Source organism: Mesorhizobium sp. M0816, assembly GCF_040320005.1.
Taxonomy (GTDB): Bacteria; Pseudomonadota; Alphaproteobacteria; order Rhizobiales; family Rhizobiaceae; genus Mesorhizobium.
The window spans coordinates 168,374-190,790 of record NZ_JAMYOT010000006.1; the positions used below are offsets into that span (position 1 = coordinate 168,374).

20 protein-coding genes are annotated in these 22,417 nt (G+C 63.1%); 9 read left to right on the forward strand and 11 right to left on the reverse strand.

Translation table 11 applies throughout. The annotated features are described in order from the left end of the window. Positions 1-19: 19 nt before the first annotated feature. The 5 genes from NKI17_RS11345 to NKI17_RS11365 form a co-directional block, all read right to left on the reverse strand. Complete coding sequence (locus NKI17_RS11345; protein WP_352783484.1) at positions 20-448, reverse strand: lipocalin-like domain-containing protein; 429 nt, start codon at positions 446-448, stop codon at positions 20-22. Positions 449-512: 64 nt separating this feature from the next. After that, positions 513-1,529 (reverse strand): zinc-dependent alcohol dehydrogenase family protein, encoded by a 1,017-nt coding sequence (locus NKI17_RS11350; protein WP_023675436.1) that lies wholly within the window; start codon positions 1,527-1,529, stop codon positions 513-515. Between the two features lie 26 nt (positions 1,530-1,555). Beyond that, on the reverse strand, positions 1,556-1,951 hold the full coding sequence (locus NKI17_RS11355) for a (R)-mandelonitrile lyase (protein ID WP_352620421.1): 396 nt from the start codon (positions 1,949-1,951) through the stop codon (positions 1,556-1,558). A 12-nt stretch (positions 1,952-1,963) separates the two neighbouring features. Continuing rightward, positions 1,964-2,446: a cyclophilin-like fold protein gene (locus NKI17_RS11360; protein ID WP_502894480.1), complete on the reverse strand. Its 483-nt coding sequence runs from the start codon at positions 2,444-2,446 to the stop codon at positions 1,964-1,966. Beyond that, on the reverse strand, positions 2,443-3,633 hold the full coding sequence (locus NKI17_RS11365) for an MFS transporter (protein WP_352905958.1): 1,191 nt from the start codon (positions 3,631-3,633) through the stop codon (positions 2,443-2,445). Before NKI17_RS11365 ends, NKI17_RS11360 begins: the two co-directional genes overlap by 4 nt. A 151-nt stretch (positions 3,634-3,784) precedes the next feature. Between NKI17_RS11365 and NKI17_RS11370 the strand changes: the two genes are divergently transcribed. Continuing rightward, the gene (locus tag NKI17_RS11370; RefSeq protein ID WP_352905960.1) at positions 3,785-4,678 is read left to right on the forward strand and encodes a LysR family transcriptional regulator; all 894 of its coding nucleotides are present in this window, start codon (positions 3,785-3,787) and stop codon (positions 4,676-4,678) included. A 274-nt stretch (positions 4,679-4,952) separates the two neighbouring features. On the opposite strand, the gene NKI17_RS11375 is transcribed toward NKI17_RS11370, so the two are convergent. The 5 genes from NKI17_RS11375 to NKI17_RS11395 form a co-directional block, all read right to left on the reverse strand. Further along, on the reverse strand, positions 4,953-5,198 hold the full coding sequence (locus NKI17_RS11375; RefSeq protein WP_023675441.1) for a MoaD/ThiS family protein: 246 nt from the start codon (positions 5,196-5,198) through the stop codon (positions 4,953-4,955). Further along, positions 5,198-7,462 (reverse strand): xanthine dehydrogenase family protein molybdopterin-binding subunit, encoded by a 2,265-nt coding sequence (locus tag NKI17_RS11380; protein ID WP_352906002.1) that lies wholly within the window; start codon positions 7,460-7,462, stop codon positions 5,198-5,200. Before NKI17_RS11380 ends, NKI17_RS11375 begins: the two co-directional genes overlap by 1 nt. Positions 7,463-7,464: 2 nt before the next feature. Continuing rightward, positions 7,465-7,941 carry a (2Fe-2S)-binding protein gene (locus NKI17_RS11385; protein WP_352465814.1) on the reverse strand — a complete coding sequence of 159 codons (477 nt, stop codon included), beginning with the start codon at positions 7,939-7,941 and terminating at the stop codon, positions 7,465-7,467. Continuing rightward, the gene (locus NKI17_RS11390; protein ID WP_352905962.1) at positions 7,941-8,801 is read right to left on the reverse strand and encodes an FAD binding domain-containing protein; all 861 of its coding nucleotides are present in this window, start codon (positions 8,799-8,801) and stop codon (positions 7,941-7,943) included. Before NKI17_RS11390 ends, NKI17_RS11385 begins: the two co-directional genes overlap by 1 nt. A gap of 136 nt (positions 8,802-8,937) precedes the next feature. Then, positions 8,938-10,581 (reverse strand): MFS transporter, encoded by a 1,644-nt coding sequence (locus NKI17_RS11395; RefSeq protein WP_352905964.1) that lies wholly within the window; start codon positions 10,579-10,581, stop codon positions 8,938-8,940. A gap of 1,153 nt (positions 10,582-11,734) precedes the next feature. Between NKI17_RS11395 and NKI17_RS11400 the strand changes: the two genes are divergently transcribed. After that, complete coding sequence (locus tag NKI17_RS11400; protein ID WP_352633620.1) at positions 11,735-12,922, forward strand: TMEM43 family protein; 1,188 nt, start codon at positions 11,735-11,737, stop codon at positions 12,920-12,922. A gap of 75 nt (positions 12,923-12,997) precedes the next feature. Here NKI17_RS11400 and NKI17_RS11405 read toward each other — a convergent pair whose 3' ends face one another. Then, the gene (locus NKI17_RS11405; protein ID WP_352577773.1) at positions 12,998-14,029 is read right to left on the reverse strand and encodes a histone deacetylase family protein; all 1,032 of its coding nucleotides are present in this window, start codon (positions 14,027-14,029) and stop codon (positions 12,998-13,000) included. A gap of 141 nt (positions 14,030-14,170) precedes the next feature. On the opposite strand from NKI17_RS11405, the gene NKI17_RS11410 reads away from it, so the two are divergent. The 7 genes from NKI17_RS11410 (at position 14,171) to NKI17_RS11440 (ending at position 22,326) form a co-directional block, all read left to right on the forward strand. Then, positions 14,171-15,874 carry an amidohydrolase gene (locus NKI17_RS11410; RefSeq protein ID WP_352905966.1) on the forward strand — a complete coding sequence of 568 codons (1,704 nt, stop codon included), beginning with the start codon at positions 14,171-14,173 and terminating at the stop codon, positions 15,872-15,874. A 102-nt stretch (positions 15,875-15,976) separates the two neighbouring features. Further along, positions 15,977-17,068 (forward strand): ABC transporter ATP-binding protein, encoded by a 1,092-nt coding sequence (locus tag NKI17_RS11415; protein ID WP_352906003.1) that lies wholly within the window; start codon positions 15,977-15,979, stop codon positions 17,066-17,068. Further along, a complete protein-coding gene (locus NKI17_RS11420) occupies positions 17,068-17,997 on the forward strand; it encodes an ABC transporter permease (RefSeq protein WP_023675452.1) in 930 nt (309 codons plus the stop codon). The genes NKI17_RS11415 and NKI17_RS11420 overlap by 1 nt, the downstream gene beginning before the upstream one ends. Continuing rightward, the gene (locus NKI17_RS11425) at positions 17,990-18,802 is read left to right on the forward strand and encodes an ABC transporter permease (protein WP_023675453.1); all 813 of its coding nucleotides are present in this window, start codon (positions 17,990-17,992) and stop codon (positions 18,800-18,802) included. The genes NKI17_RS11420 and NKI17_RS11425 overlap by 8 nt, the downstream gene beginning before the upstream one ends. A 27-nt stretch (positions 18,803-18,829) precedes the next feature. Continuing rightward, complete coding sequence (locus NKI17_RS11430; protein WP_352568095.1) at positions 18,830-19,858, forward strand: extracellular solute-binding protein; 1,029 nt, start codon at positions 18,830-18,832, stop codon at positions 19,856-19,858. Positions 19,859-19,920: 62 nt separating this feature from the next. Beyond that, positions 19,921-21,117 (forward strand): serine hydrolase domain-containing protein, encoded by a 1,197-nt coding sequence (locus NKI17_RS11435; RefSeq protein WP_352633613.1) that lies wholly within the window; start codon positions 19,921-19,923, stop codon positions 21,115-21,117. A gap of 27 nt (positions 21,118-21,144) precedes the next feature. After that, on the forward strand, positions 21,145-22,326 hold the full coding sequence (locus NKI17_RS11440; RefSeq protein WP_352905969.1) for a serine hydrolase domain-containing protein: 1,182 nt from the start codon (positions 21,145-21,147) through the stop codon (positions 22,324-22,326). Positions 22,327-22,417: the final 91 nt, after the last annotated feature.

The window sequence follows — 22,417 nt, forward strand, 5'->3', positions numbered from 1 at the left end:
GACAGCCGGGCTGTTCCGATCAGTAACGTTCGTAGGTCACGCGCCAGCCTTCGGCCGGATTGTCCGGCGTCAGGACCAGTTTGTTGTCCGAGACTTCGAATTTGCGTTTCATGCTCTTCCCGACAAGGTTGCGGACCAGGGAGGACTCGATCGTGATGACGAAGGTCTTGTCCTGGTCGTTGATGGCGACCGGCCCGTAATAGGCTTCGTAGCCATTCGCCGTGTAAGGCGTGTCCGGCGCCTTAGCGTCGGGGTTCTGGGCCTGCACCGAGAGGGTGCCGGCCTCGGTGAAGATGACCTGGCCGGAATATGGCACGGGCTTGAGGTTTCCCTCGGCACCGGCCTCGAGCGACCTCATGCGCCATGCGCCGATGATCGGGGACTCTTGGGAGAAAGCCGGCGTGGCGACCGAAAGCGCAAGCGCAAGGGCAGCGATCTTCAATCTCATTGTCATATGTCGTTGTTCTTTTTCTGGTTTGTGGGTGCGGACAGGCCGTCCGCCCAATCTTCGCTTACACCGAAAGCATGACCTTGATGGCGCGCCGCTCGTCCATGGCGCGGTAGCCTTCAGCGACCTCGGCCAACGGCAGCTTGAGGTCGAAGACCTTGCCGGGCTTGATCCTGCCCTTGAGCACACGGTCCATGAGGTCGGGCAGGAAGCGGCGCACCGGCGCGGGGCCGCCCAGCATGCGCTTCTGGCCGAAGAAGAGATTCTGGCCATCGAAGCTCACGCCATGCGGCACGCCGACATAGCCGATGGTGCCGCCGGGGCGAGAGCAGGCCAGCGCCTGGTCGAAGGATTCCGCCGTGCCAACGCATTCCAGCACCGAGTCCGCGCCGACGTCCTTAGTGAGCCCTTTGATCCGGGCCACACCTTCCTCGCCGCGCTCAGCGACGATGTCGGTCGCGCCGAATTCGCGGGCGAGTTTTTGGCGGCTGGCGTGCCGGCTCATGGCGATGATGCGCTCGGCGCCCATCTCCTTGGCCGCAAGCACGCCCATCAGGCCGACCGCACCGTCGCCGACCACCACCACCGTCGATCCTTCTCGGACCTCGGCTGCGTCGGCCGCATACCAGCCGGTGCCGAGCACATCGGACACAGCCAGCAGGTCAGGGATGAGTTCGGCCGGCGGCACCTCGGCGGTGGCGACCAGTGTGCCATCCGCCAACGGCACGCGGGCGTAAGGCGCCTGCGCGCCCGACATGAACTCGCGCTGCACACAGGACGACTGGAAGCCGAAGCGGCAATGCGGGCAGGTATTGTCGGAGAGGCAGAACGAGCCGACGACGAACTGGCCGGGACGGACCGTGCGCACCTCTGCGCCGACCTCGACGACGATGCCGCAATATTCGTGGCCCATATGCATCGGGCCGTTGACCGGCTGCAGCCCGCGATAGGGCCACAGGTCCGAGCCGCAGATGCAGCTCGCCGAGAGCTTGATGATAGCATCCGTCGGGCGAAGGATCCTTGGGTCTTCGACTTCCTCGCAGCGGATGTCGCCGGGCTTATGAAGAACGGTTGCGAGCATTTTGCTTTACTTTCGTTCAATCGATGTCAGGCGCCGTAGTCGGCGTCGCTGACGTGTTCCAGCCAGTCCACCACCTTGCCGTCTTTGACCTCCTGGAGGGCAATGTGGATCATGGCCGTCTCGGGTGAGGCACCGTGCCAATGCTTCTCGCCGGGTGCGAACCAGACAACGTCACCGAGACGGATCTCCTCGACCGGCCCGCCCTCACTCTGAACGAGGCCGAGGCCGGAGACGACGATCAACGTCTGTCCAAGCGGATGCGTGTGCCAGGCGGTGCGGGCGCCCGGCTCGAACGTCACCTGCGCGCCCTGCACGCGCGCGGCGTCGAACGGGTTGAACAGCGGATCGATCCGGACCGTGCCGGTGAACCAGTCGGAAGGCCCGTTGCCAGACGGCCTGGTGCCTGCGCGAAGAATATCCATGGTGATCTCCTGTCAGATGCGTTCGATGCGAAGCGGGAACTTGCCGCTTACGTGTAGGGCCTCTTCGCCCGCGTCGAAGCGGCCGAGCCTGATCAGCCCGGGATGGCGGTAGTCGGCGTAGAACATGGCCAGATTGCCCCAGGGCATGAAGTAGCAAAGGTCGTATGGCCGCTCGTTGCCGAACGGGCCGCTGCCCTCCTCCGTCAGCTTGCGCGGCAGATAGGCAATCTTCTCGTTATGCGCGTAGTCGTCGATGGTGAGATCGAGCGGCAGCATGGTGAAGAAGTCGCGCGCCGACGGATTGTCGTAGAGCGTGGCGGTCATGGTCCGGCCATTGAAAATCATCTTGATCTTCATGTCGGTGGGCTCCTGGCTGCCTGGGTCGCTGCCCTGCTGGCTGCGGGCGGCCCGCGGCAGGACCGTTGCCGCGAGCGCGCCGCCGAGCAACGCGCGGCGGCTGAGGTCCGGACGGTCGATCGTCATGGCTGCCGTCATGGCTGCGACCTCCGGGCCAAATGCGATGCTGCAAAGGCGGCGAGCGCCGATCCACAGAGCAGCACCGCGCCGAAAGTGAATGCACCCCACCAGCCGACCGTATCGAAGAGCGTGCCGCCGATGGCGGCGCCGCCGGTGATGGCGAGCTGGATGACGGCTACCTGCAACCCGCCGCCGGCCTCCGCGTCGTCCGGCAACGTGCGGCAGAGCCACGTGCCCCAGCCAACGGGCGCGGCCGTGCCGAAGAAGCCCCAGGCAACGAGCAGCAGCGCTGTGGGAACCGGCAAGGCACCGAGGGCGATGAGCGCAGCTGCCAGCGCGGCCATGACCAGCGGGATGACGATGAGGATGCTGAACAGGCGCGTGCGCAAAATCCGGCCTATGCAGAGGGTGCCGAGCACCCCCGCCAGCCCCATCGCCAGCATGATCGCCGAGAGAGCAGCGATGTCGAGCCTAGTGACGCTCTCGAGGAAGGGCCGCAGATAGGTGAAGAGCGCGAACTGGCCCATGAACAGCATCATGATCGACGCCATGCCGGTGGCGACAGGAAGACGGCCGAGGAGCGCCAGCGGATTGCCTGGACGCTTCCTCCGGCGCGGGGGCAGCGCCGGCAGGCTTGTCCACTGCCAGACCAGCGCCAGGAGCCCAAGCGGCACGACGAGGAAGAAAGCGCCGCGCCAGCCGACATAGGCGCCAAGAAAACTGCCCAGCGGCGCGGCGATGGTGGCCGCAATGGCATTGCCAGCGTTTAGCATGGCGAGACCCTTCGGAACCATGTCTTGCGGCACGAGGCGCATGACGATCGCGGTCGACATCGACCAGAACCCGCCGATCGCGATGCCGAGCAGCGCCCGGCCGACCATGAGGAACGCGTAGTTCGGCGCGAAGGTGACAGCGAGCCCGGACACGATGAGGAGAAGGGTGAAGCCGGTCACGACCAGTCGGCGGTCGATCCGGCGCGTGAGGCCGGTGACCAGCAGGCTGGTCACGACGGCGAAAGCGCCCGAAATCGAGATCGCCTGTCCCGTGCGGCCCTCGGTGATGCCGAGATCGGCCGCTAGCGGCGACAGCAGGCTGACCGGCATGAATTCCGACGCGATGAGCACGGAAACACACAGCGCCATCGACAGCACCGCGCCCCATGCGGCGCGGTCTTCGACAAGCCTTGTGTCGTAGGTCGTTTCCATAATTGGCATCCTTGCAAGGCGACGGGGGTGGATCAGCCGCCCATCCCCATCACCATGCTGGAAGATATTGCAGAGGAACCCATTCTATTAGACTGAGTAATTCGCATGGACTTATCTGCTTATGATATAAATGTCAGACGGGAGGTGCCCGATGCAGCGCGATGGCATGAAGGATCTGCTCTGGTTCGTGGCGGTCACCCGGGAGCGCAGCTTCACCAAGGCGGCGGCCAAGCTCGGAACCTCGCAGTCGACTCTGAGCTCGACAATCAAGGAGCTTGAAGCTCGTCTTGGCGTCCGCCTGCTGACGCGTACGACGCGGAGCGTCGCTCCGACCGAGGCCGGCGAGCGACTTTTCCAATCTCTTGTTCCCCGCTTCGAGGAAATCGAAGCCGACCTCGCAAGCCTGGTGGCCTTTCGCGACAAACCCTCCGGAACGGTCCGTATCACGCTTTCCGACCATGCGCTCCAGACGACCGTCTGGCCGAAGCTGCAGCCCTTGCTCAGCGACTATCCTGACGTGTGCGTCGAACTCTACAGCGACAACGGCATGAAGAACATTGTGGAGGAGCGCTTCGACGCAGGCGTGCGGCTTGGTGAGAGCATCGACAGGGATATGATCGCAGTGCGCATCGGGCCGGATTGGAGGCTCGTGGCCGTGGCTTCGCCGGAGTACTTTTCCCGCCATCCTGTTCCGACCGCACCGCAGGATCTGGTCGATCATGACTGCATTAATATGCGGCAGGCGACGTTCGGCGGATTATATGCCTGGGAATTCGCCAGGGATGGCCGCGACCTTCGTGTGCGGGTGGAAGGCCAACTCACCTTCAATTCGTCCATTCCCATGATCGAGGCTGCGATAAGCGGTTTCGGAATCGCCTATGTCCCGGAAAACCTCGTCAGCCACCACATCGCCAAGGGATGCCTTAGGCTCGTGCTTGACGACTGGAGTCCGCCATTTGCGGGCTATCACCTCTACTACCCGAGCAGGCGACAGCTCTCGCCTGCGATGGCGGTGATCATTGAGACGCTCCGCCATCGCATCTGACTCCCAAGACTGTGCCTATGAATCATGAAGCTGACATTGGTAAATGGTAGGTTCTGACCCAAGCCATTTGACTTCTACGCTGCGGGCGGCTGCTTTCGCCTCAAAGCAGACGTGTAGCTCGCTCGCCTCTATGTCTGTGATTGACACAGAAGCAGTCATCGAAAAGGAGCCAAACTCGCAGGCTGAACTGGCCAAGAATTCTCGTGGATAGCCGAGGTTTTTCTCGAGCCTAGGCCATGTCTTGGTCGTCAATGGGTAGGACAGGGTTGTCCAGTTATCCCCCGGCAAGACGCGGCAGCAGGAAAATCTCCGCCCCTTCCGGCAGCTCCTTCGACCACGTATCGCGATAGATCGTCCCGTCGATGGCGACGGCGATGCCGCGATCGATGTAGGGCTCGAGGCCGGGATACTGCTCAGCCAGCTTCCTGAACAGCTCCCGAATATCCTTCGCCTCGATCTCGACCTTGCTCTTGCCTCCGGCGATCGCGCCGAGCGATCCCCAGAGCGTCACTTCGACCATCAGCCCTCCCGTTCTGCCTCGAGCGCCGCCAGGATGCGCGGCGGCGACATCGGGATGTGCGTCATGCGCACGCCCGCGGCGTTCGACACCGCATTGGCGATCGCCGCCAGCGGCGGCACGATAGAGGTCTCGCCGACGCCGCGCACCCCGTAAGGATGGTTGGGATTGGGGATTTCGAGGATCTGTGTGTCTATCATCGGCAGGTCCGAGCAGACCGGGATGCGGTAATCGAGGAAGCCAGGGTTCTGCAGCCGCCCGTCCTTGCCGTAGATATACTCCTCGTTGAGCGCCCAGCCGATGCCTTGTGCGGCACCCCCCTGGTATTGCCCCTCGACATAGGTCGGATGCACCGCCTTGCCGGCGTCCTGAACGACGGTGTAGCGCAGCACCCTGGTCGAGCCTGTCTCGGGATCCACCTCGATATCGCAGATATGGGTGGCGAAGGAGACGCCGGCGCCGTCGGCGACGAGCTCACTGTGGCCTGCGATCGGTCCCCCCGTCTTCCCTGACGCGGCTGCGATCTCCTTCAGCGACAATGCTGCAAGGTTGCCGTATTTCTCGCCCTTGGCAATCGCGTGACCTTTTTCCCAGACCACGTCGTCGACGGGAATGTCCCACATCTGTGCGGCGCGTTCCCGCAACACCTTGATAGCGTTGCGAGCGGCGGAGATCGTCGCCATCGAAGACGAGAAGGTGCCGCGGCTGCCGTCCGTCATATCGTTGTAGCCGAGGCTGGAGGTATCGGCGACCACCGCCTTGATTTGCTCATAGGGGATACCGAGCTCCTCCGCCGCCACCAGAGACAGCGACGCGCGCGAACCACCCACGTCCACGGTTCCGACGGCAAGGGAGACCGAGCCGTCCATGCCGATGTTGAGGTCGGTGCAGGTCTGGCCACCGAAATTGAACCAGAAGCCGCAGGCCATTCCGCGGCCCTGGTTCTTGCCGAGCGGCGCCTTCATGTGCGGATGATTCTTCACCGCCTCCAGCGTCGGCCCGATGCCGATCGGGCCGTATACCGGTCCATAGGACGATCTGGTGCCTTCCTGCGCCGCGTTCCTGATCCGGAACTCGACGGGGTCCATGCCGATCTCCTTGGCCAGCTCGTCGACCGCACTTTCCACCGCAAACGCCGCCATCGGAGCCGACGGCGCGCGATAGGCCGCGGTCTTGGGCCGGTTGACAAGCACTTCGTAGCCGACCGTCCTGACGTTCTCGAGCTTGTAGCAGGCAAAGGCCGTCATGGCGCCGATCTCGGCCCACATGCCGGCATAGGGGCCGCAGGAATAGCGCAGCGTCGCCTCGGCCGCCGTGATCGTGCCGTCCTTGCGGGCGCCGATCCGAACATCGATCGAGGTGGCGCTGGTCGGGCCGGAGGCGCGGAACACCTCGTCGCGCGTCATCACCAGCTTGACCGGCCGCCCGGCCTTGCGTGACAGCGCCAGTGCCACCGGCTCGGCCCAGACATGGGTCTTGCCGCCGAAACCGCCGCCGATCTCCGAGGAGGTGACGCGCAGCTTCGAGGCTTCCATGCCAAGCAGCTGGGCGCAGTGTTGGCGGTAGACAAAATGGCCTTGCGTACAGACCCAGAGGTCGGCGGTGCCGTCGGAGCTGACATTGGCCACACAGGCATGCGGCTCGATATAACCCTGGTGCGTCTGCTCGGTCTTGAAGGAGCGTTCGACAACGAAGTCGGCCTGGCCGAAACCTACATGGATGTCGCCATGGCCGTACTGGGTGCGCTTGGTGACATTGGAAGGCTTGACGGGCTTTTGCTCGAGGCCCTCGGTGAAGATGGCGTCGTTGACCAGAGGTGCGGAGTGCTTCATCGCCTCGTCGACGTCGGTGACATGCGGCAGCACCTCGTAGTCGACCTCGATCAGCTTCAGTGCCTGCCTCGCCGTGCGGGCATCGACCGCAGCCACCGCGGCCACGGCATGGCCGTCATAGAGCGCTTTCTTGCGCGCCATGCAGTTGTCGAGGATGTCGTACATGGCGGCATCGCCGTCGGTGAGGTCGGGCAGGTCGGCCGCGGTGATCACGGCCTTGACGCCGGCGAGCTTCTCCGCCTTCGACGTGTCGATCTTCCTGATCGTGGCATGCGCATGAGGGCTTCTGAGAACGCGCCCGACCAGTTGCCCGGCCATGTTGAAGTCGGCGCCATAGCGTGCGCGGCCCGTCACCTTGTCGACGCCGTCGGGACGGATGGGACGCGTGCCGACAGAGGTGAAATTGCGTCCGGAGTAACGCGGATCGAAATTCATCGTCATGCTCCCTTCATCACGCTGGCGGCGTCCTGAACGGCACGCACGATCTTGTCATAGCCGGTGCAGCGGCAGAGGTTCCCGGCAAGGCCGAAGCGGATCTCCTCCTCGGTCGGATCGGGGTTCTTGGCCAAAAGGTCCTTGGCCGCCATGAGGAAGCCCGGAGTGCAGACGCCGCATTGAAGTGCGGCGTGTTCCAGGAACTTCTGCTGCAGGGGATGCAGCCTGTCGCCATGCGCCATGCCCTCAATGGTCTCGACGTGCCGACCCTCGGCCTCCGCGCCGAGCACCAGGCACGAGCACACCAGCCGATTGTCGAGGATGATGCTGCAGGCGCCGCAGTCACCGGTGCCGCAGCCTTCCTTGGCGCCCGTCAGCCCCAGGCGATCGCGCAGCACGTCAAGCAGCGTCTCGTCCGGCTGGCAAAGGAACTCGACATTGTCGCCGTTGATTGTCGTTGATACTGCCACACCAGCCATCATTTGCCTCCTGCGCGTGCATAGGCGGTCGTGGCGGCCCGCTTGGCCAGCACACCCGCGACTTTCCGTCTGAATTCGATAGTGCCGCGCTTGTCGTCGATCGGGCGGCAGGCGCCCGAGCAGACCTTGGCGAGCCTCTCCAGCGTGGCTTCATCCAGCTTGGAGCCGATGAGAACCTCGGCGGCCTCCTCGACCAGAATCACCGTCGGCGCCACGGCGCCCAACGCCAGACGGGCGGATTTGACGCGACCTTGCTCATCGAGCGTCAAGTTCACGCCGGCGCTTACCACCGCGATGTCCATCTCTGTGCGCGGAATGAAACGCAGATAGGCATCGCCCGAACGCGGCAGACGGCTGTCGAGCAGGATTGCCTCGATGATCTCGCCCTTGGCCAGCGATGTCTTGCCCGGCCCCGTCGGCACCGCTTCCACGGCAATCGTGCGCCTGGTTCCCGGGCCGACGACCACCGCCTTGGCGCCAGCGGCCACCAGCGCCGGCACGCTGTCGGCGGCCGGCGAGGCGTTGCACAGATTGCCGACGATGGTGCAGCGTCCCTGCACCTGCTTCGAGCCGATCAGCTTGGCCGCTTCGACGACGCCGGGCCATGCCTTCTGCAGGGCCGTGTTCTCGCCCAGCAATGCGCAGGGGACCGCCGCGCCGATGCTGAAGCCCTCGGCTGTTTCCCTGATCTCGCCAAGCCCGTCGATCGCCTTGATGTCGACGATCAGGTCGGGTTCGATAAAGCCGCCTTTCATTCTCACCAAGAGGTCGCTGCCTCCGGCGAGGATGGCGGCCGTGCCGGCTGAACCGGCCAACAGGCCGGCGGCGTCTTCAATTGAAAGCGGACGTATGTAACGCATCGTCTCCCCTTAGTGGTCATAGTCACACCAACTGATATAACCGTCTCTCCACAATGGCCATCCTGTTCGTGCATTCGCGGATTGGGCCAGGCGCCGCAATTTCATTTGCTCGTCCAACTGGACGCACCGCCAGCCACTAATGCTCGATCGGTCCCTTCGGCATCACCAGCGCGGTGCCTGCTGTCGTCGGGCGCTCGATCATGCGACGGACGCGAGGTGGCTCGTTGCCGCTGTGCAGCGCCCTTATGCGCTCGCCGATGACCGCGTCGGCGTAGGTGGCGCGCCGATTGTGGCGGATATATTCGATCCAGGTCGGCGTGTGGTAGTGCTCGATCCATATCGACGGATTTTCGAGATCGCGCGCCAAGGCCCAGTTGCGGGCGCCGTCACGGCGGCGGATGCGGCCGCGCTCGGCCATGGTGGCGAGGAATTCCGGTACGTCCTCGTTGCGGATGACATATTCGATCATGATGGCGATGGGACCGCTGCGCGGCTTGAGATCAAGCGCCAGATGCGGCTCCTGAAAACGGTTGAGCGGATCGAGGTTGAGCACCGCCTGCTGCGGCAGCGGCAGCAGCAGGCCGATGGCGCCTCCCGCCAGCATGGCGACGCTGGCCGCCATCAGGGCGACTTCGGCGCCATGCGCGTCGGCAACGACACCCCAGACCCAGCTGCCGAGCGCGATGCCGCCGAAGGTCGCGGTCTGGTAGACCGAAAGCACGCGGCCGACCACCCAGCGCGGCGTCGACATCTGCACGGTGACGTTGAAATGCGAAAGCGCCGTCACCCAGCAGGCGCCGCCAAGCAGCAGGCCGAGCGACGTCTGCCAGGCATGATTGCTGACGGCGGCGTTGAAGGCGCAGACGGCGAAGCCGGCGAATGCCATGCGCACCATGGTTTCGCTGGACAGCAGCTGCCGCAGCCTGACGCTGGTCAGCGCGCCGCCGACGGCGCCGATGCCGAAGGCGCCGAGCATGATGCCGTAGCTCAAGGCATCACCCTTGACGACGTCACGCGCGACCAGCGGCAGCAATGCCAGGACCGCGCCGGCGCTGAAGCCGAAAGCGGAGCTCCTGACCAGCACCTTGCCGATGTTAGGCGACATGGCGACGTAGCGCAGGCCGGCGCCCATTGCGGCGCCCAGCGTCTCGCGCGGCAAGGTCGATGCCGGCAGTTCCGGCTTCCAGCGGGCCAGCACGACGATGAGGCCGACATAGCTCAGCGTGTTGACGGCAAAGGCAGCGGCGGCACCGGCAGCGGCAACGATGATGCCGCCGATCGCCGGGCCGACGCTGCGCGTCAGGTTGAAGCCCATCGAGTTGAGCGCGATCGCCGCCGGCACTTTGGTGCGAGGCACCATGTCGCCGACCGAAGCCTGCCAGGACGGGCTGTTGAGCGCGGTGCCGCTGTCGATCAGGAAGGTGAAGGCGAGCAGCGTCCACGGCGTCATCAGGTCGAGATAGGTGAAGACGGTCAGAAGAGCCGAGACGACGAGCATGAAGATCTGCGCGATCAGCATGATTTTGCGCCGGTTGAAGCTGTCGGCGATAGCGCCGGCCAGCAGCGCAAACAGCATGATCGGCAAGGTGGTCGAGGCCTGGACCAATGCCACCTGGTAGGACGAGGTGGCGATCGTCGTCATCATCCAGGCGGCGCCAACGCCCTGGATGAGGCCACCGAAATTGGAGACGAGGCTGGCGGACCACACCGCCCGGAAGATGCCGTGCCGGAACGGCGCCAGCGCCGAGACGCTTTCGCTTTCCGGTGTGTCGTCGTTCATAAATGCTTTCCCGGGCTCAAAACGCTTTTTGTTCTTCCGATGGATAGGCTCCTCAAGCCATGCATTCAAAATAGAACATCACATTGCAAAGGGCGAACGCATTCTGGAAAAAGATCATGGTCCAACAACAGGATAGCGATCGCGGAGCCGGTCAGCGCACGCCACTGCGTGCGCCGATTCAGATGCTGGCATGAAGGTAATTCGGCCCTTCAGGCTCCACAGCTCGGACTTGATCAAACTGCGGTCCGTACGTAGGAAAATTGCCAGAAGGAAATTACCGAGGGACTGAAATGAAAGCGCGAGCTCTCAAGGTGATGTCGATTGCCATTCTCATAGTGGCTATACCTCACGTATTTTTTAGACCGCTTGCGAGCATGAGCGGCCTGGCTTTAATACAAATATTTACATGTGCTATTTTGTACACATATCTTATGTTGAACATACTTGGTGACAAATTGTATGAAAAGAACGTAGTATTGTATATTATCGCTTGTCTAATAACTACATTTTACCCATATGAGAACGTATTTTTGATAGCCGGCAGCATATATGGATTTATTGTCCTATTTATTTTTCCTATATCTCTCCTTTTTATACTGAGATCCGTCCGAATCGAACTACGATGATGGTGCACTTTTTGCTGCCCAACCGACAGGCTCTGTGTTCGGATTGATCGCATGCCTCGCCTTGCCCGCATTGTCGTTCGCCGTCTGCCGCACCACGTCACGCAACGGGGTTACGGGCGCACCAAGGTGTTTTCGCGTACGAAGACTACGCACTCTGCAAGAGCCTGCTGGTGGAGCATTGCCCACTAGCCGATCTGATTCCGGAATAGTTGCGGACCATCAAGCTTTGGTGATTGCCGCGCCCCCCAAGGAACGGCTGATTTGGCTACAATCCAACTGCAGACGAATCTGACATCAACGCGATTTGACGGAAACGAATTCAATGAATTGGCGGTGAGCGATGGGCTTTACGGCCGCGAAACCGGGTCGGATCGCAACTGTGCCGTATCGGCGGCTCGCCGATTGCGATAAGCTCCCGGTGCCGAGACGGATGGGCGTCCGCCCCGGTTTGGGGTGACGCTGGTTGCTTGCCACTGCGCGGCAGAGCGCGGATTTCGCGAGACTGGTTTCGGGGGATGGGGGAAATAATGAGCGATTCATTTCAGGAAGTGACGTCCGTCTCGTGGTTCGGGCGGATCAAACGCGCGCTCGCCGGGGTCGTCTTCGGGCTGCTCCTGATCGTGCTGATGGTGATCGGCCTGTTCTGGAACGAGGGCCGGGCCGTGCAGACGGCGCGCTCGCTGGCCGAGGGATCGGGCGCGGTGGTCTCGGTCGGCGCCGACAGCGTCGATGCCGCCAATGACGGCAAGCTCGTCCATGTCACCGGGGCGGTGACGGCGAGCAGCGGCCTTGCCGATCCGGACTTCGGTATTTCGGCGCAGGGGTTGCGGCTGTCGCGCGGCGCCGAGATGTACCAGTGGAAAGAAGAGGAGAAATCCGAGACGACGAAGAAGCTGGGCGGCGGCGAGGAGACGGTGACGACCTACAGCTATTCGAAGGTGTGGGACGACAGCCAGATCAATTCGTCGGAGTTCAAGAAGCCGGACGGCCACGAGAATCCGCCGATGGAGATCCACAGCAAGCAATTCCAGATTCCGGACGGCAAGCTCGGTGCTTTCACGCTCGACCGGCCCGTGCTGGACCTGATCGGCGGCGACAAGACGTTCTCACTGTCTGCCGATCAGTCGGCCGCCATAGACGCCGCCTATACCGGCACCAAGCGGGTCAACATCGTCGACGGAAAAATCTATCTCGGTTTCAACACCACGTCGCCGGCGCTGGGCGACTACCGCATCGGCTACGAACTGGCGCCGCTCGGCGTGGTCAGCGTCGTCGCGCGCCAGACGGGGGGCGGCTTCGAGCCATACCAGACAATCGCCGGCGACCAGTTGCTGATGGTCGACACCGGCAATGTTCCGGCGGAAAAGATGTTCGCCGAAGCGGTCAGCGCGAACACGCTGATCACCTGGCTGCTGCGCGCCGCCGGCGTGCTGCTCCTGGCCATCGGCTTTGCCCTGCTGCTCGGGCCGATCGGCGTCATCCTCGACGTCATTCCTTTGCTCGGCAGCATGGCGCGGATGGGTACCGGCATCATCGCGTTCTTCCTGGCGATCCTGGTCGGGGCGACGACGATGGCCATCGCCTGGTTCTGGTACCGGCCGGTGCTGGCGGCGGGCATCCTGGCAGCGGGCGTCATCGCAGCGGCGGCGGTCTATTACCTCGGCCGCTCGCGCAGGCCGGCTCCGCCGGTTGCGGCGCCGAGCGCGGCCACATGATTTGCAGGCGCCGGCGGTTCTAGCGGTTCATCGTTTCACGGAAACGACGAACCGCCCTATTTCCTGGAATTGCTTCTAGCGGTCCTCGAAGCCGGTCAGCACGCCGACGGCGTTGATGCCGATCTCCTCGACGGCGTAGCCGCCTTCCATGACGAACAGCGTCGGCAGGCCGAGCCTGGCGATGCGGCGGCCGATCCTGGGATAGTCGGGGGTCTTCAGCTTGAACTGGCTGATCGGGTCCTTCTCGAAAGTGTCGACGCCGAGTGAAACCACGACGACGTCAGGAGCATAAGCCGAAAGCCTCGTGCAAGCGTCCTCGAGTGAGGCGTTCCACACGTCCCAGCCGGTGCCGAAGGGCATCGGGTAATTGTCGTTGAAGCCTTCGCCGTCGCCCTCGCCGCGTTCGTCGGCATGGCCGAGGAAGAAGGGATATTCGGTCATCGGATCGCCATGCAGGTTCAGCACCTGAACGTCACCGCGGCGATAGAATATCTCCTGGGTGCCGTTGCCGTGGTGATAATCGACGTCGAGGATCGAAACGCGCCCGGCGCCACGGTCGCGGAACCATTGCGCGGCGACGGCGGCGTTGTTGATGAAGCAATAGCCGCCCATGAAGGCCGCCCCTGCATGGTGCCCTGGCGGGCGGCAGAGGGCGAAGGCGGAAGGCTCACCGGCCTTGACCAGCGCGGCGGCGGTCAGCGCGACGTCATAGGACGACTTGATCGCATCCCATGTGCCTTTGACGAACGTCGCGCCACCGTCGAAGGAGTAGAAGCCGAGCAGCGCATCGATGCCTTTCGGGCGCACGTCGCCGCGCAGTCCGCGCGTCGGCCAGGTGAAGGGAATGGCCGAACCGCTGCGGCCCGACGCTTCCCAGAGCGGCCACACGGTCGGCAGGAAATCGATGTAGTCGCTGGCATGCACCTTCCTGGCGGCGGCAAGGTCGTGGCTTTCCGGCGGCAGGATCGGACCGAGTTTTTCGCTCTCCACCCGCGCCCTGATGAACTCGGCGCGCGAAGGCTTTTCAAAAGCCGGCACGATGGCGCCGGCGATCAATTCGACATTGCCGGAATGGCCGGCATGGAAAGGCGAAAAAACAGTCTTCATGAAATTGTTCCGTGGTGAGACGCGGCGACCCTAGCCGTCCTGCATGGCCCTTCACAAGGCGCTGGGCCAACCAGCTATGGCTTGCTGGCCCGGCAGCCGGTCGTCTAGCCTGCCGGCAACGCAACCGAACCGCGGGTAATCATGAGTTCAAATGCCGACCTGATCGTCACCAATGCCCGTGTGCTGACCATGGACGAAGGCAATCCGACGGCCGAGGCGGTGGCGATAAAGGACGGCAACATCCTGGCGGTTGGCGATCGCCGGACGATCGAGGCGCTGAAAGGGCCGGCCACGAAGATCATCGATGCGCAAGGCGGTTCGGTGGTGCCGGGCTTCATCGAAGCGCATATGCACCTTTTCGGCGGCGCGGCGGAGCTCGACAATCTGCACCTTCAGGGCGTGCATGGCTTCGATGCACTGAGCGACGCGATCCGCGCCTACGCTGCGGCACGGCCGAACGCCAAATTGCTGCTTGGGGCCGGCGTCGACTACACTATCCTTTCCAAGGAAGAGCCGGTCACCCGCCATCATCTCGACCGCATTATCGCCGACCGGCCGTTCGCCATGTCGGCTTCCGATCACCACACGATGTGGGCCAACACCAAGGCGCTTGAGCTGGCTGGCATCCTGCACGGCAAGCAACTCGGCCCCGGCAACGAGATCGTCATGGGCGCCGACGGCCTCGCGGCCGGCGAATTGCGTGAGGGCGAGGCCTTTGGGCCGATCCTCGAGCTTTCCGGGCAGAACCGCGTGCGGCTCGGCCTTGCGACAGGCGGCGAGCCCGAGCCGTACCCTTCCGCCGCTGAAATCGCGGCCGACCGTGCCCTGATGCATCGCGGGCTGGAATGGTGCGCCCGCCACGGCATCACCTCAATCCAGAACATGGACGGCAATCTCTACCAGCTCGAACTGCTTGCCGGGTTGGAGCAGGAAGGCCGGCTGCTCTGCCGCACCAAGATACCTTTTCATTTCAAGAACTTCATGACGCTCGACAGGCTGGAAAAAGCGTCGAGGATGGCTTCCGCCTACCGATCGGAATGGCTGTCGTCCGGCATGGTCAAGATGTTTTACGACGGCGTGCTGGAAGGCTGGACCGCGGTCATGGTCGACGACTATGCCGACCGGCCGGGCTGGCGCGGTGAGCCGCTGTTCACGCCAGAGCATTTCGCCGAGGTGGCGCTGGAGGCCGACCGGCGCGGCCTGCAGATCGCCGTGCATTCGATAGGCGACGGCGCTGTGCGCGCGGTTCTGGACGGTTACGAGGCGGCGCGGCGGAAGAACGGCAGGCGCGACAGCCGTCACCGGGTCGAGCACATCGAGGTGACCACTGCCGCCGACGTGCCGCGCTTTGCCGAACTCGGCGTCATCGCCTCGATGCAGCCGCCGCACCCGCCCGGCGCCATGGACTTCCCGCTGGAGCCGACGCTCTCGCGCATCGGCCGAGAAAGATGGCCGCTCAGCTATGCCTGGCGGACGCTGAAGCAGGCGGGTGCGCATGTCGTCTTCGCTTCCGACTGGCCGGTGTCGCGGATCGAGCCGATCCTGGGCATTCAGGCGGCGATGCTGCGCAAACCTTGGGCAGACGGCGTTCCCGACCAGAGCTTCTCGCTGTTGGAAGCGCTTGCGGGCTATACAGTCGAAGGCGCTTATGCCGAATTCATGGAGCACCGCAAGGGCCGGCTGAAAACCGGCTATCTGGCCGATCTGGTGGTGCTGTCGGCCGATATCGAGACAACTGAACCGGGTTTGTTACACAAGGTGCATCCGGTGACTACCATCTGCGGCGGCAAGATCAGTCATCAGGTTGATGATGGGGCTGACGATGGCACGGAGCTTGCGTTCTGAACCGAGATTCAGATGCATGGTTGCCAAGCCGACCGGCATATGCTGACAATCGAATGGGAACTGGATCCGCCAACAAGAGCGGACATGAAAATGGGGAAGTGCGTGCCGGATCAGCCGGGTAAGAGTGCAATCGAAGTCCGCGGCGTCCGCAAGGTGTTCGGTACCGGGGACGCACAAGTCGCCGCTCTCGACACGGTTTCGGTGTCGATCCGCGAGAACGAGTTCTTCACGCTGCTGGGGCCGTCGGGCTGCGGAAAGACGACGCTGCTGCGGCTGATCGCCGGCTTCGACTTCCCCAGCGAAGGCGAAATCCTGCTGCACGGCCACGACATCGCGCCGCTGCCGCCGTTCAAGCGGCCGGTCAACACCGTCTTCCAGTCCTATGCGCTGTTCCCGCACATGACGGTCGCCGAGAATATCGGCTTCGGGCTGGAGATGCTGGGCAAGCCGAAAGCCGAAATCAAGGCGCGCGTTGCCGAGATGCTGAAGCTGGTCAAAATGGAGGCGCTCAGCGGCCGCCGCACCAGCCAGATCTCCGGCGGCCAGCAGCGCGTGGCACTGGCCCGCGCGCTGGCGCCGCAGCCAAAAGTGCTGTTGCTCGACGAGCCGTTGTCGGCGCTCGACTACAAGCTGCGCAAGGAGATGCAGATCGAACTGAAACGGCTGCAGCACCAGACCGGCATCACCTTCATCTTCGTCACCCACGACCAGGAGGAAGCGCTGACCATGTCGGACCGCATCGCGGTGATGTCGGCCGGCAAGATCCTGCAGGTCGGCACGCCCTGGGACATCTATGACAAGCCGGCCGAGCGCTTCGTCGCCGACTTCATCGGCGAAACCAATTTCCTGACCGCAGCCATCACCGACATCGGCAACGGCAAGGCTCGCGCGACCCTCAAATCCGGCGCAACGATCGACGCGACCGTGGCTGAAGGCTTCCAGCCGAAGGATAATGCTACCGTGGTGGTCAGGCCGGAACACGCCAAGCTGACCAGCGGCAAGGGCGACCTTTCCGGAACCATCGAAAACATCGTCTATTTCGGTACCGACACGCATATTCATGTCCAACTGGACAGCGGCGAAGCCTTCACCGTGCGCCAGCAGAACACGCGCAGCGCAGGCTGCGGTTTCGAGCGGGGCGACAAGGTCGGCGTCTCGATCGGCAACGACGCCGCGCAAGTGCTGAGGGATTGATGGCGAGCGCGTTTTCCCAAGCTGCATTGTTCGAAGCAGAGGCGGAGAAGGCCAGCGCCAGGCGCCACCGCCTGCTTTCGTTGCCAGCTTTGATAATCATCGGCATTTTCGGCGTGCTGCCGCTTCTCATCATCGTCATCTATTCATTTCTTGCCGCAGCACCCTATGGCGGCGTGCAGTGGCAATTCTCGACCGACGCCTATCTGAACTTCCTGTTCCAGCGCGACATCTTCGACGACACGCTGCAGTTCACGCCGGATTTCCTGATCATCTATCTGCGCTCGTTCGTCTTCGCCGTGGTGACGACGGTCATCTGCCTGCTGCTCGGCTTTCCGACAGCCTATTTCATGGCCACGCGACCGCCAGCGCAGCGCAACTGGTGGGTGCTGCTGATCACCATCCCGTTCTGGTCGAACCTGCTGGTGCGCACTCTTGCCATCATGTTCATCATCCGCGACGAGGGCCTCATCAACAACGCACTGATGGCTCTGGGGGTGATCGAGAAACCGATCACCATGCTCTACACCAACTTCGCCATCCAGCTCGGCCTGCTCTATTCGTTCCTGCCGTTCATGGTGCTGCCGCTCTATTCCAGCCTGGAGAAGCTGGATTTCCGGCTGGTCGAGGCCGCCTACGACCTCTACGCGACACGTCGGCAGGTGCTATGGCGGGTGATCATCCCGCTGTCGCTGCCCGGCATCATCGCCGGCTGCCTGCTTGTGTTCATTCCGGCCCTCGGCGCCTATGTGACGCCGCTGATCCTCGGCGGCGGTATCCACCTGATGATCGGCGATCTCATCGCCCAGCAATTCGGCTCCGGGCGCAACTGGCCGCTCGGCTGCGCGCAGGCGCTGATCCTGATGGCAGCGGTGCTGGTGGCGCTCTACTTCTATGTCCGTAACACGTCGGGGAAGATGAGGCATGGCTGACCCCCGCAGCGCCGATATCAAGGACCAACCGGGCTTCCGCTCGATCGCCATCATCTGCCTCTGCGTGCTCTACGCGCCGATCCTGATCCTGATGATCTTCTCGCTGAACACCGGGTCTCTGGTCACGCGTTGGGAAGGCATCGGGCTCGGTTGGTATGGCAGTGCGCTGCTCAACCAGGAATTCCACAACGCCGCCAAGAACACGCTGATCATCTCTGTCACCGCCACGATCATTTCGACGATCGCCGCGACGCTGGCGGCGATCGGCATGACCCGGGTCAAGCCGTGGCGCGGGCTGTCGGCCGCCTTCATGGTCATCAACCTGCCGCTGATGGTTCCGGAGATCATCACGGCGGTGGCGACGCTCTCGTTCTTTGCGCTGATCGCGGGCACTCTCGGGCTCAATTTCGGCATCGGCAATCTGATCCTCGCCCACACCGTCTTTTGCATTCCTTTCGCCTATATGCCGATCCGGGCGCGTCTCGAGGACATGGATCTGACGCTCGAAGCTGCCGCGGCCGATCTCTATGCCACGCCCTGGCATGCTTTCCGGCGCATAACGCTGCCATTGCTGGTTCCCGGCATCCTGTCGGGTGGGGCGCTCGCCTTCATCGTCTCCTTCGACGATTTCACCATCACGCAGCTGGTCGCCGGCCCCGGGCAGACGACGCTGCCCCTCTACATCTGGAACCAGATCAGGCGGCCGATGACGCCGGAGATCAATGCCATCTCCACCATCCTGCTGCTGGTGTCGATCCTGTTCGTCTCGATATCGTTCCTGATCGCGCGCCGCCGCGCCAAGTGAGTCAATGGGAAGGCAAAGGAGACTGTGATGTCTAGGAAACTGATGGCTGCCGTTTCGACGGCAGCACTTTTATGGGCAGTACCTGCACTCGCCGATGGTGAGCTGCACATCTACAATTGGGGTGATTACACCAACCCCAAGCTGATCGAGAAATTCGAAAAACAATACAACGTCAAGGTGACGCTGGACGACTACGATTCCAACGAGACCATGCTGTCGAAGGTGCGCGCCGGCAATTCCGGCTACGACATCGTCGTCCCATCCGACTACACCGTGAAGATCATGATCGATGAGGGCCTGCTCGAAAAGACCGAGCCCAATGCGATGCCGAACGGCAAGAACCTCGACCCGCGCTTCGTCGACATCTACTGGGACAAAGGCCGTCACTACACCGTGCCGTGGCAGTTCGGCACCACCGCGTTCGAAGTCAACACCGACAAATACAAGGGCGACATCGACACGCTGGCAATCCTGTTCGACCCGCCGGACGAGTTGAAAGGCCAGATCAACATGCTCGACGATGTCAACACCGTGATGCACGCGGCCGAGCGCTATGCCGGTGTGCCGCGTTGCGGCGCCGACAAGGCCAATCTGAAGAAGGTCAACGACATTCTCATGGCCGCCAAGCCGTCATGGAAGACCTTCAGCTACGACACCATCACCAAGATCACCTCGGGCGATGTGATCGTCACGGAGGCGTGGAACGGCGCAACCTATCGTGCGCGCCAGAAAATTCCGGCGATCAAATACGCCTATCCCAAGGAAGGCATCGAAGGCTGGATGGACAATGTGGCCGTGCTGAAAGGCGCGAAGAACCTTGAAAATGCGAAGCTGTTTCAGGATTTCGTCATGGCCCCGGAAAACGCCGCGCTGATTTCGGAATTCGCCGGTTACGACAACGGCATTACCGGGAGCCACAAATTCCTGCCGCCGGACTTCGCCAGCGCGCCGGAAATCAATCCGCCGGCCGGTGCGCCGACTGCGGAATTTGTGCCACCTTGCCCACCGGAAGTGGTCGAGATCTACAACAAGATCTGGACCAATCTGCGCAAATAGGCTCGACGTGGGATCGATCGAAGGGAGGCTTCGGCCTCCCTTCTTTGCGACAAGGGGATTGGATGAAATCTTATCGCAACAGCGAACCGGCGCCGCCGATCATGCAGGGTTCGCCGCCGCGGATGGTGCCGCCGAAGCTCGACTGGGACCGGCCGCCATGGAACCGCTGGGCGTTTCAGCACATCCGCGAATTTCTGCCGACCGTCGAAGTCTGGCGCGGCAATGGCCATCGGCATCGCTTCGAGCGCGCCGAGGTCGATCTCGACGCGCTGCCGGTGAGCGACAGCATGGGGCAGCCGACGACGCTCGCCGGGCTGCTCGACGAGACCTATACCGACGGGTTTCTCGTGCTCAAGGACAGCAAGGTCGCCTATGAGCGCTACTTCAACGGCATGACCGAGCGCACGCTGCATTTGTCGCAGTCAATGGCGAAGTCGGTCACGGGCTCGGTGTTCGGCATATTGGTCGGGCACGGGGTGATCGATCCGGACTTGCCGGTGACGGCCTATCTGCCGGAGCTGGAAGCGACCGGCTGGGCAGGCGCCAGCGTGCAGCATGTGCTCGACATGACGAGCGGGGTGCGCTTTTCCGAGGAATACACCGACCCCTATTCCGACATCGGCCAGGTCGATGTCGCCACCGGCTGGAAGCCGGTGCCGCCGGGCAGCGATCCGGCCTTCCGCTGGCCATCGCATATGTTCGAACTGATCCTGGGGCTCAAGGAAAAGAGCCGGCCGCACGGCGCTGCCTTCGAATACCGCTCGATCGAGACCGACGTGCTTGCCTTCATCATGGAGCGGGTGAGCGGCAAAAGGCTGGCGCAGCTGATTTCGGAAGAGCTCTGGCAAAAGCTCGGCGCCGATGAAAGCGCCTGCTTCACTGTCGACAGCGCCGGTTATGCGGTCGCCGACGGCGGCTTCAACGCCACGCTGCGCGATTATGGCCGCTTCGGCCAGCTGATCCTCGACAATGGAGGCGGCATCGTGCCGGCCGACTGGATCGAGGCGACGCGCAATGGCAGGCATGGACCGGATTTCAGTCCCAGCCTGCCGGAAGGCAGCTACCGCAACCAGTTCTGGATCGAGGACCCGCGCTCGCGCGCGTTGATGTGCCGGGGCGTGTTCGGGCAGCTGATCCATATCGACTGGGATACGAAAATGGTCGTGGTGAAGCTTTCGAGCTATCCGGATTTCACCAACATCGGCTATTCGGTGGCGACCTTGAAAGCCGTGCATGCCATTGCCGCTGCGCTCGCCTGAACCTCAAAGAAAATCCGCAGGACCACCATGACCGGCAAGACCGCGTTCGAGACCAGATACGGCTTTCGCCGCAATGAGGTTCTGCTCGGCAACTGGCGGGAAAGCCCGTTCAGCCGGTGGTCGTTCCAGAATGTCGGCGAGCTGGTGCCGAGCGCTGCCGTGGCGGCACAGCCGGGCAGCAGCGAGGCGCCGGCGCAGGATTTCGGCGGGCTACTTGGCGAAAAGGTCGCTCTTGCAGGCGGCGCGGAGACGGTCGCGGCGTTTCTCGCGCGCTCCGATACCGACGCGCTGACGATCATGAAACGCGGCAAATTCGTCGGCGACTGGTTCGCGCCGCATATGGAGTTTGGGGCGCGCCACATCGTCTTTTCGATCAGCAAGTCGCTGACCGCCATTGTTGCCGGCACATTGGAAGGCGAGGGGATTTTCGATCCGCAGGCACCGGTAAGCCTCTATCTGCCCGAAGCCGCCGGCTCGGCCTATGGCGATGCGCGTGTGCGGCACGTGCTCGACATGAGTGTCAGCCTCGATTTCGAAGAGGCCTATCTCGATCCGGAAAGCGCCTTCGCCCGCTACCGCCGCGCCATGCTGTGGAATCCAGGCGGGGGCATCGAGAGCCTGGCCACTTTCCTCATGACGCTGCAGGGCCTGGCCGAGCCGCATGGCCGGACTTTCCGCTACCGCTCGCCCAATTCCGACCTGCTCGGCATCCTGCTCGAACGCGCGTCGGGCCGGCGCTTCGCCGATCTGATGCGCGAAAAATTATGGGCGCCGCTCGGCGCCGTCGGCGATGCCTCGGTGACAGTCGACATGGAAGGAACGGCGCGCACCGCCGGCGGCATTTCGGTGACACCGCGCGACCTCGCACGCGTCGGCGAGATGATGCGGCAAGGCGGCACGGCCAATGGCCGCCGCGTCGTGCCGGAAGCCTGGGTGCGCGACACGACCGAAACCGGCGGTGACGCCGAGGCCTGGCGGCGCGGCACGATGGCGTTCCTGTTTCCGCGTGGCCGCTACCGCAACAAATGGTACCAGACGGGCGCGGCAAGCGGCGCCGTCTGCGGCATCGGCATCCACGGCCAGTGGCTTTACGTCAATCCGAAGGCCGAAATGGTAATCGCAAAGATGTCGTCGCAGCCGGTACCGGTCGACGATCCGCTCGATTTGGATATGATATCTTTCTTCGAGGCGCTGAGCCGGATGGTCTGATCCATCCAGACAGCCCGACCTTTCCTGTGGACCTCTCGCCGGGTTGAAAATGGCGCAGTTGGCGCGGCAGTGCTCTGCGCCTATGGTCGCT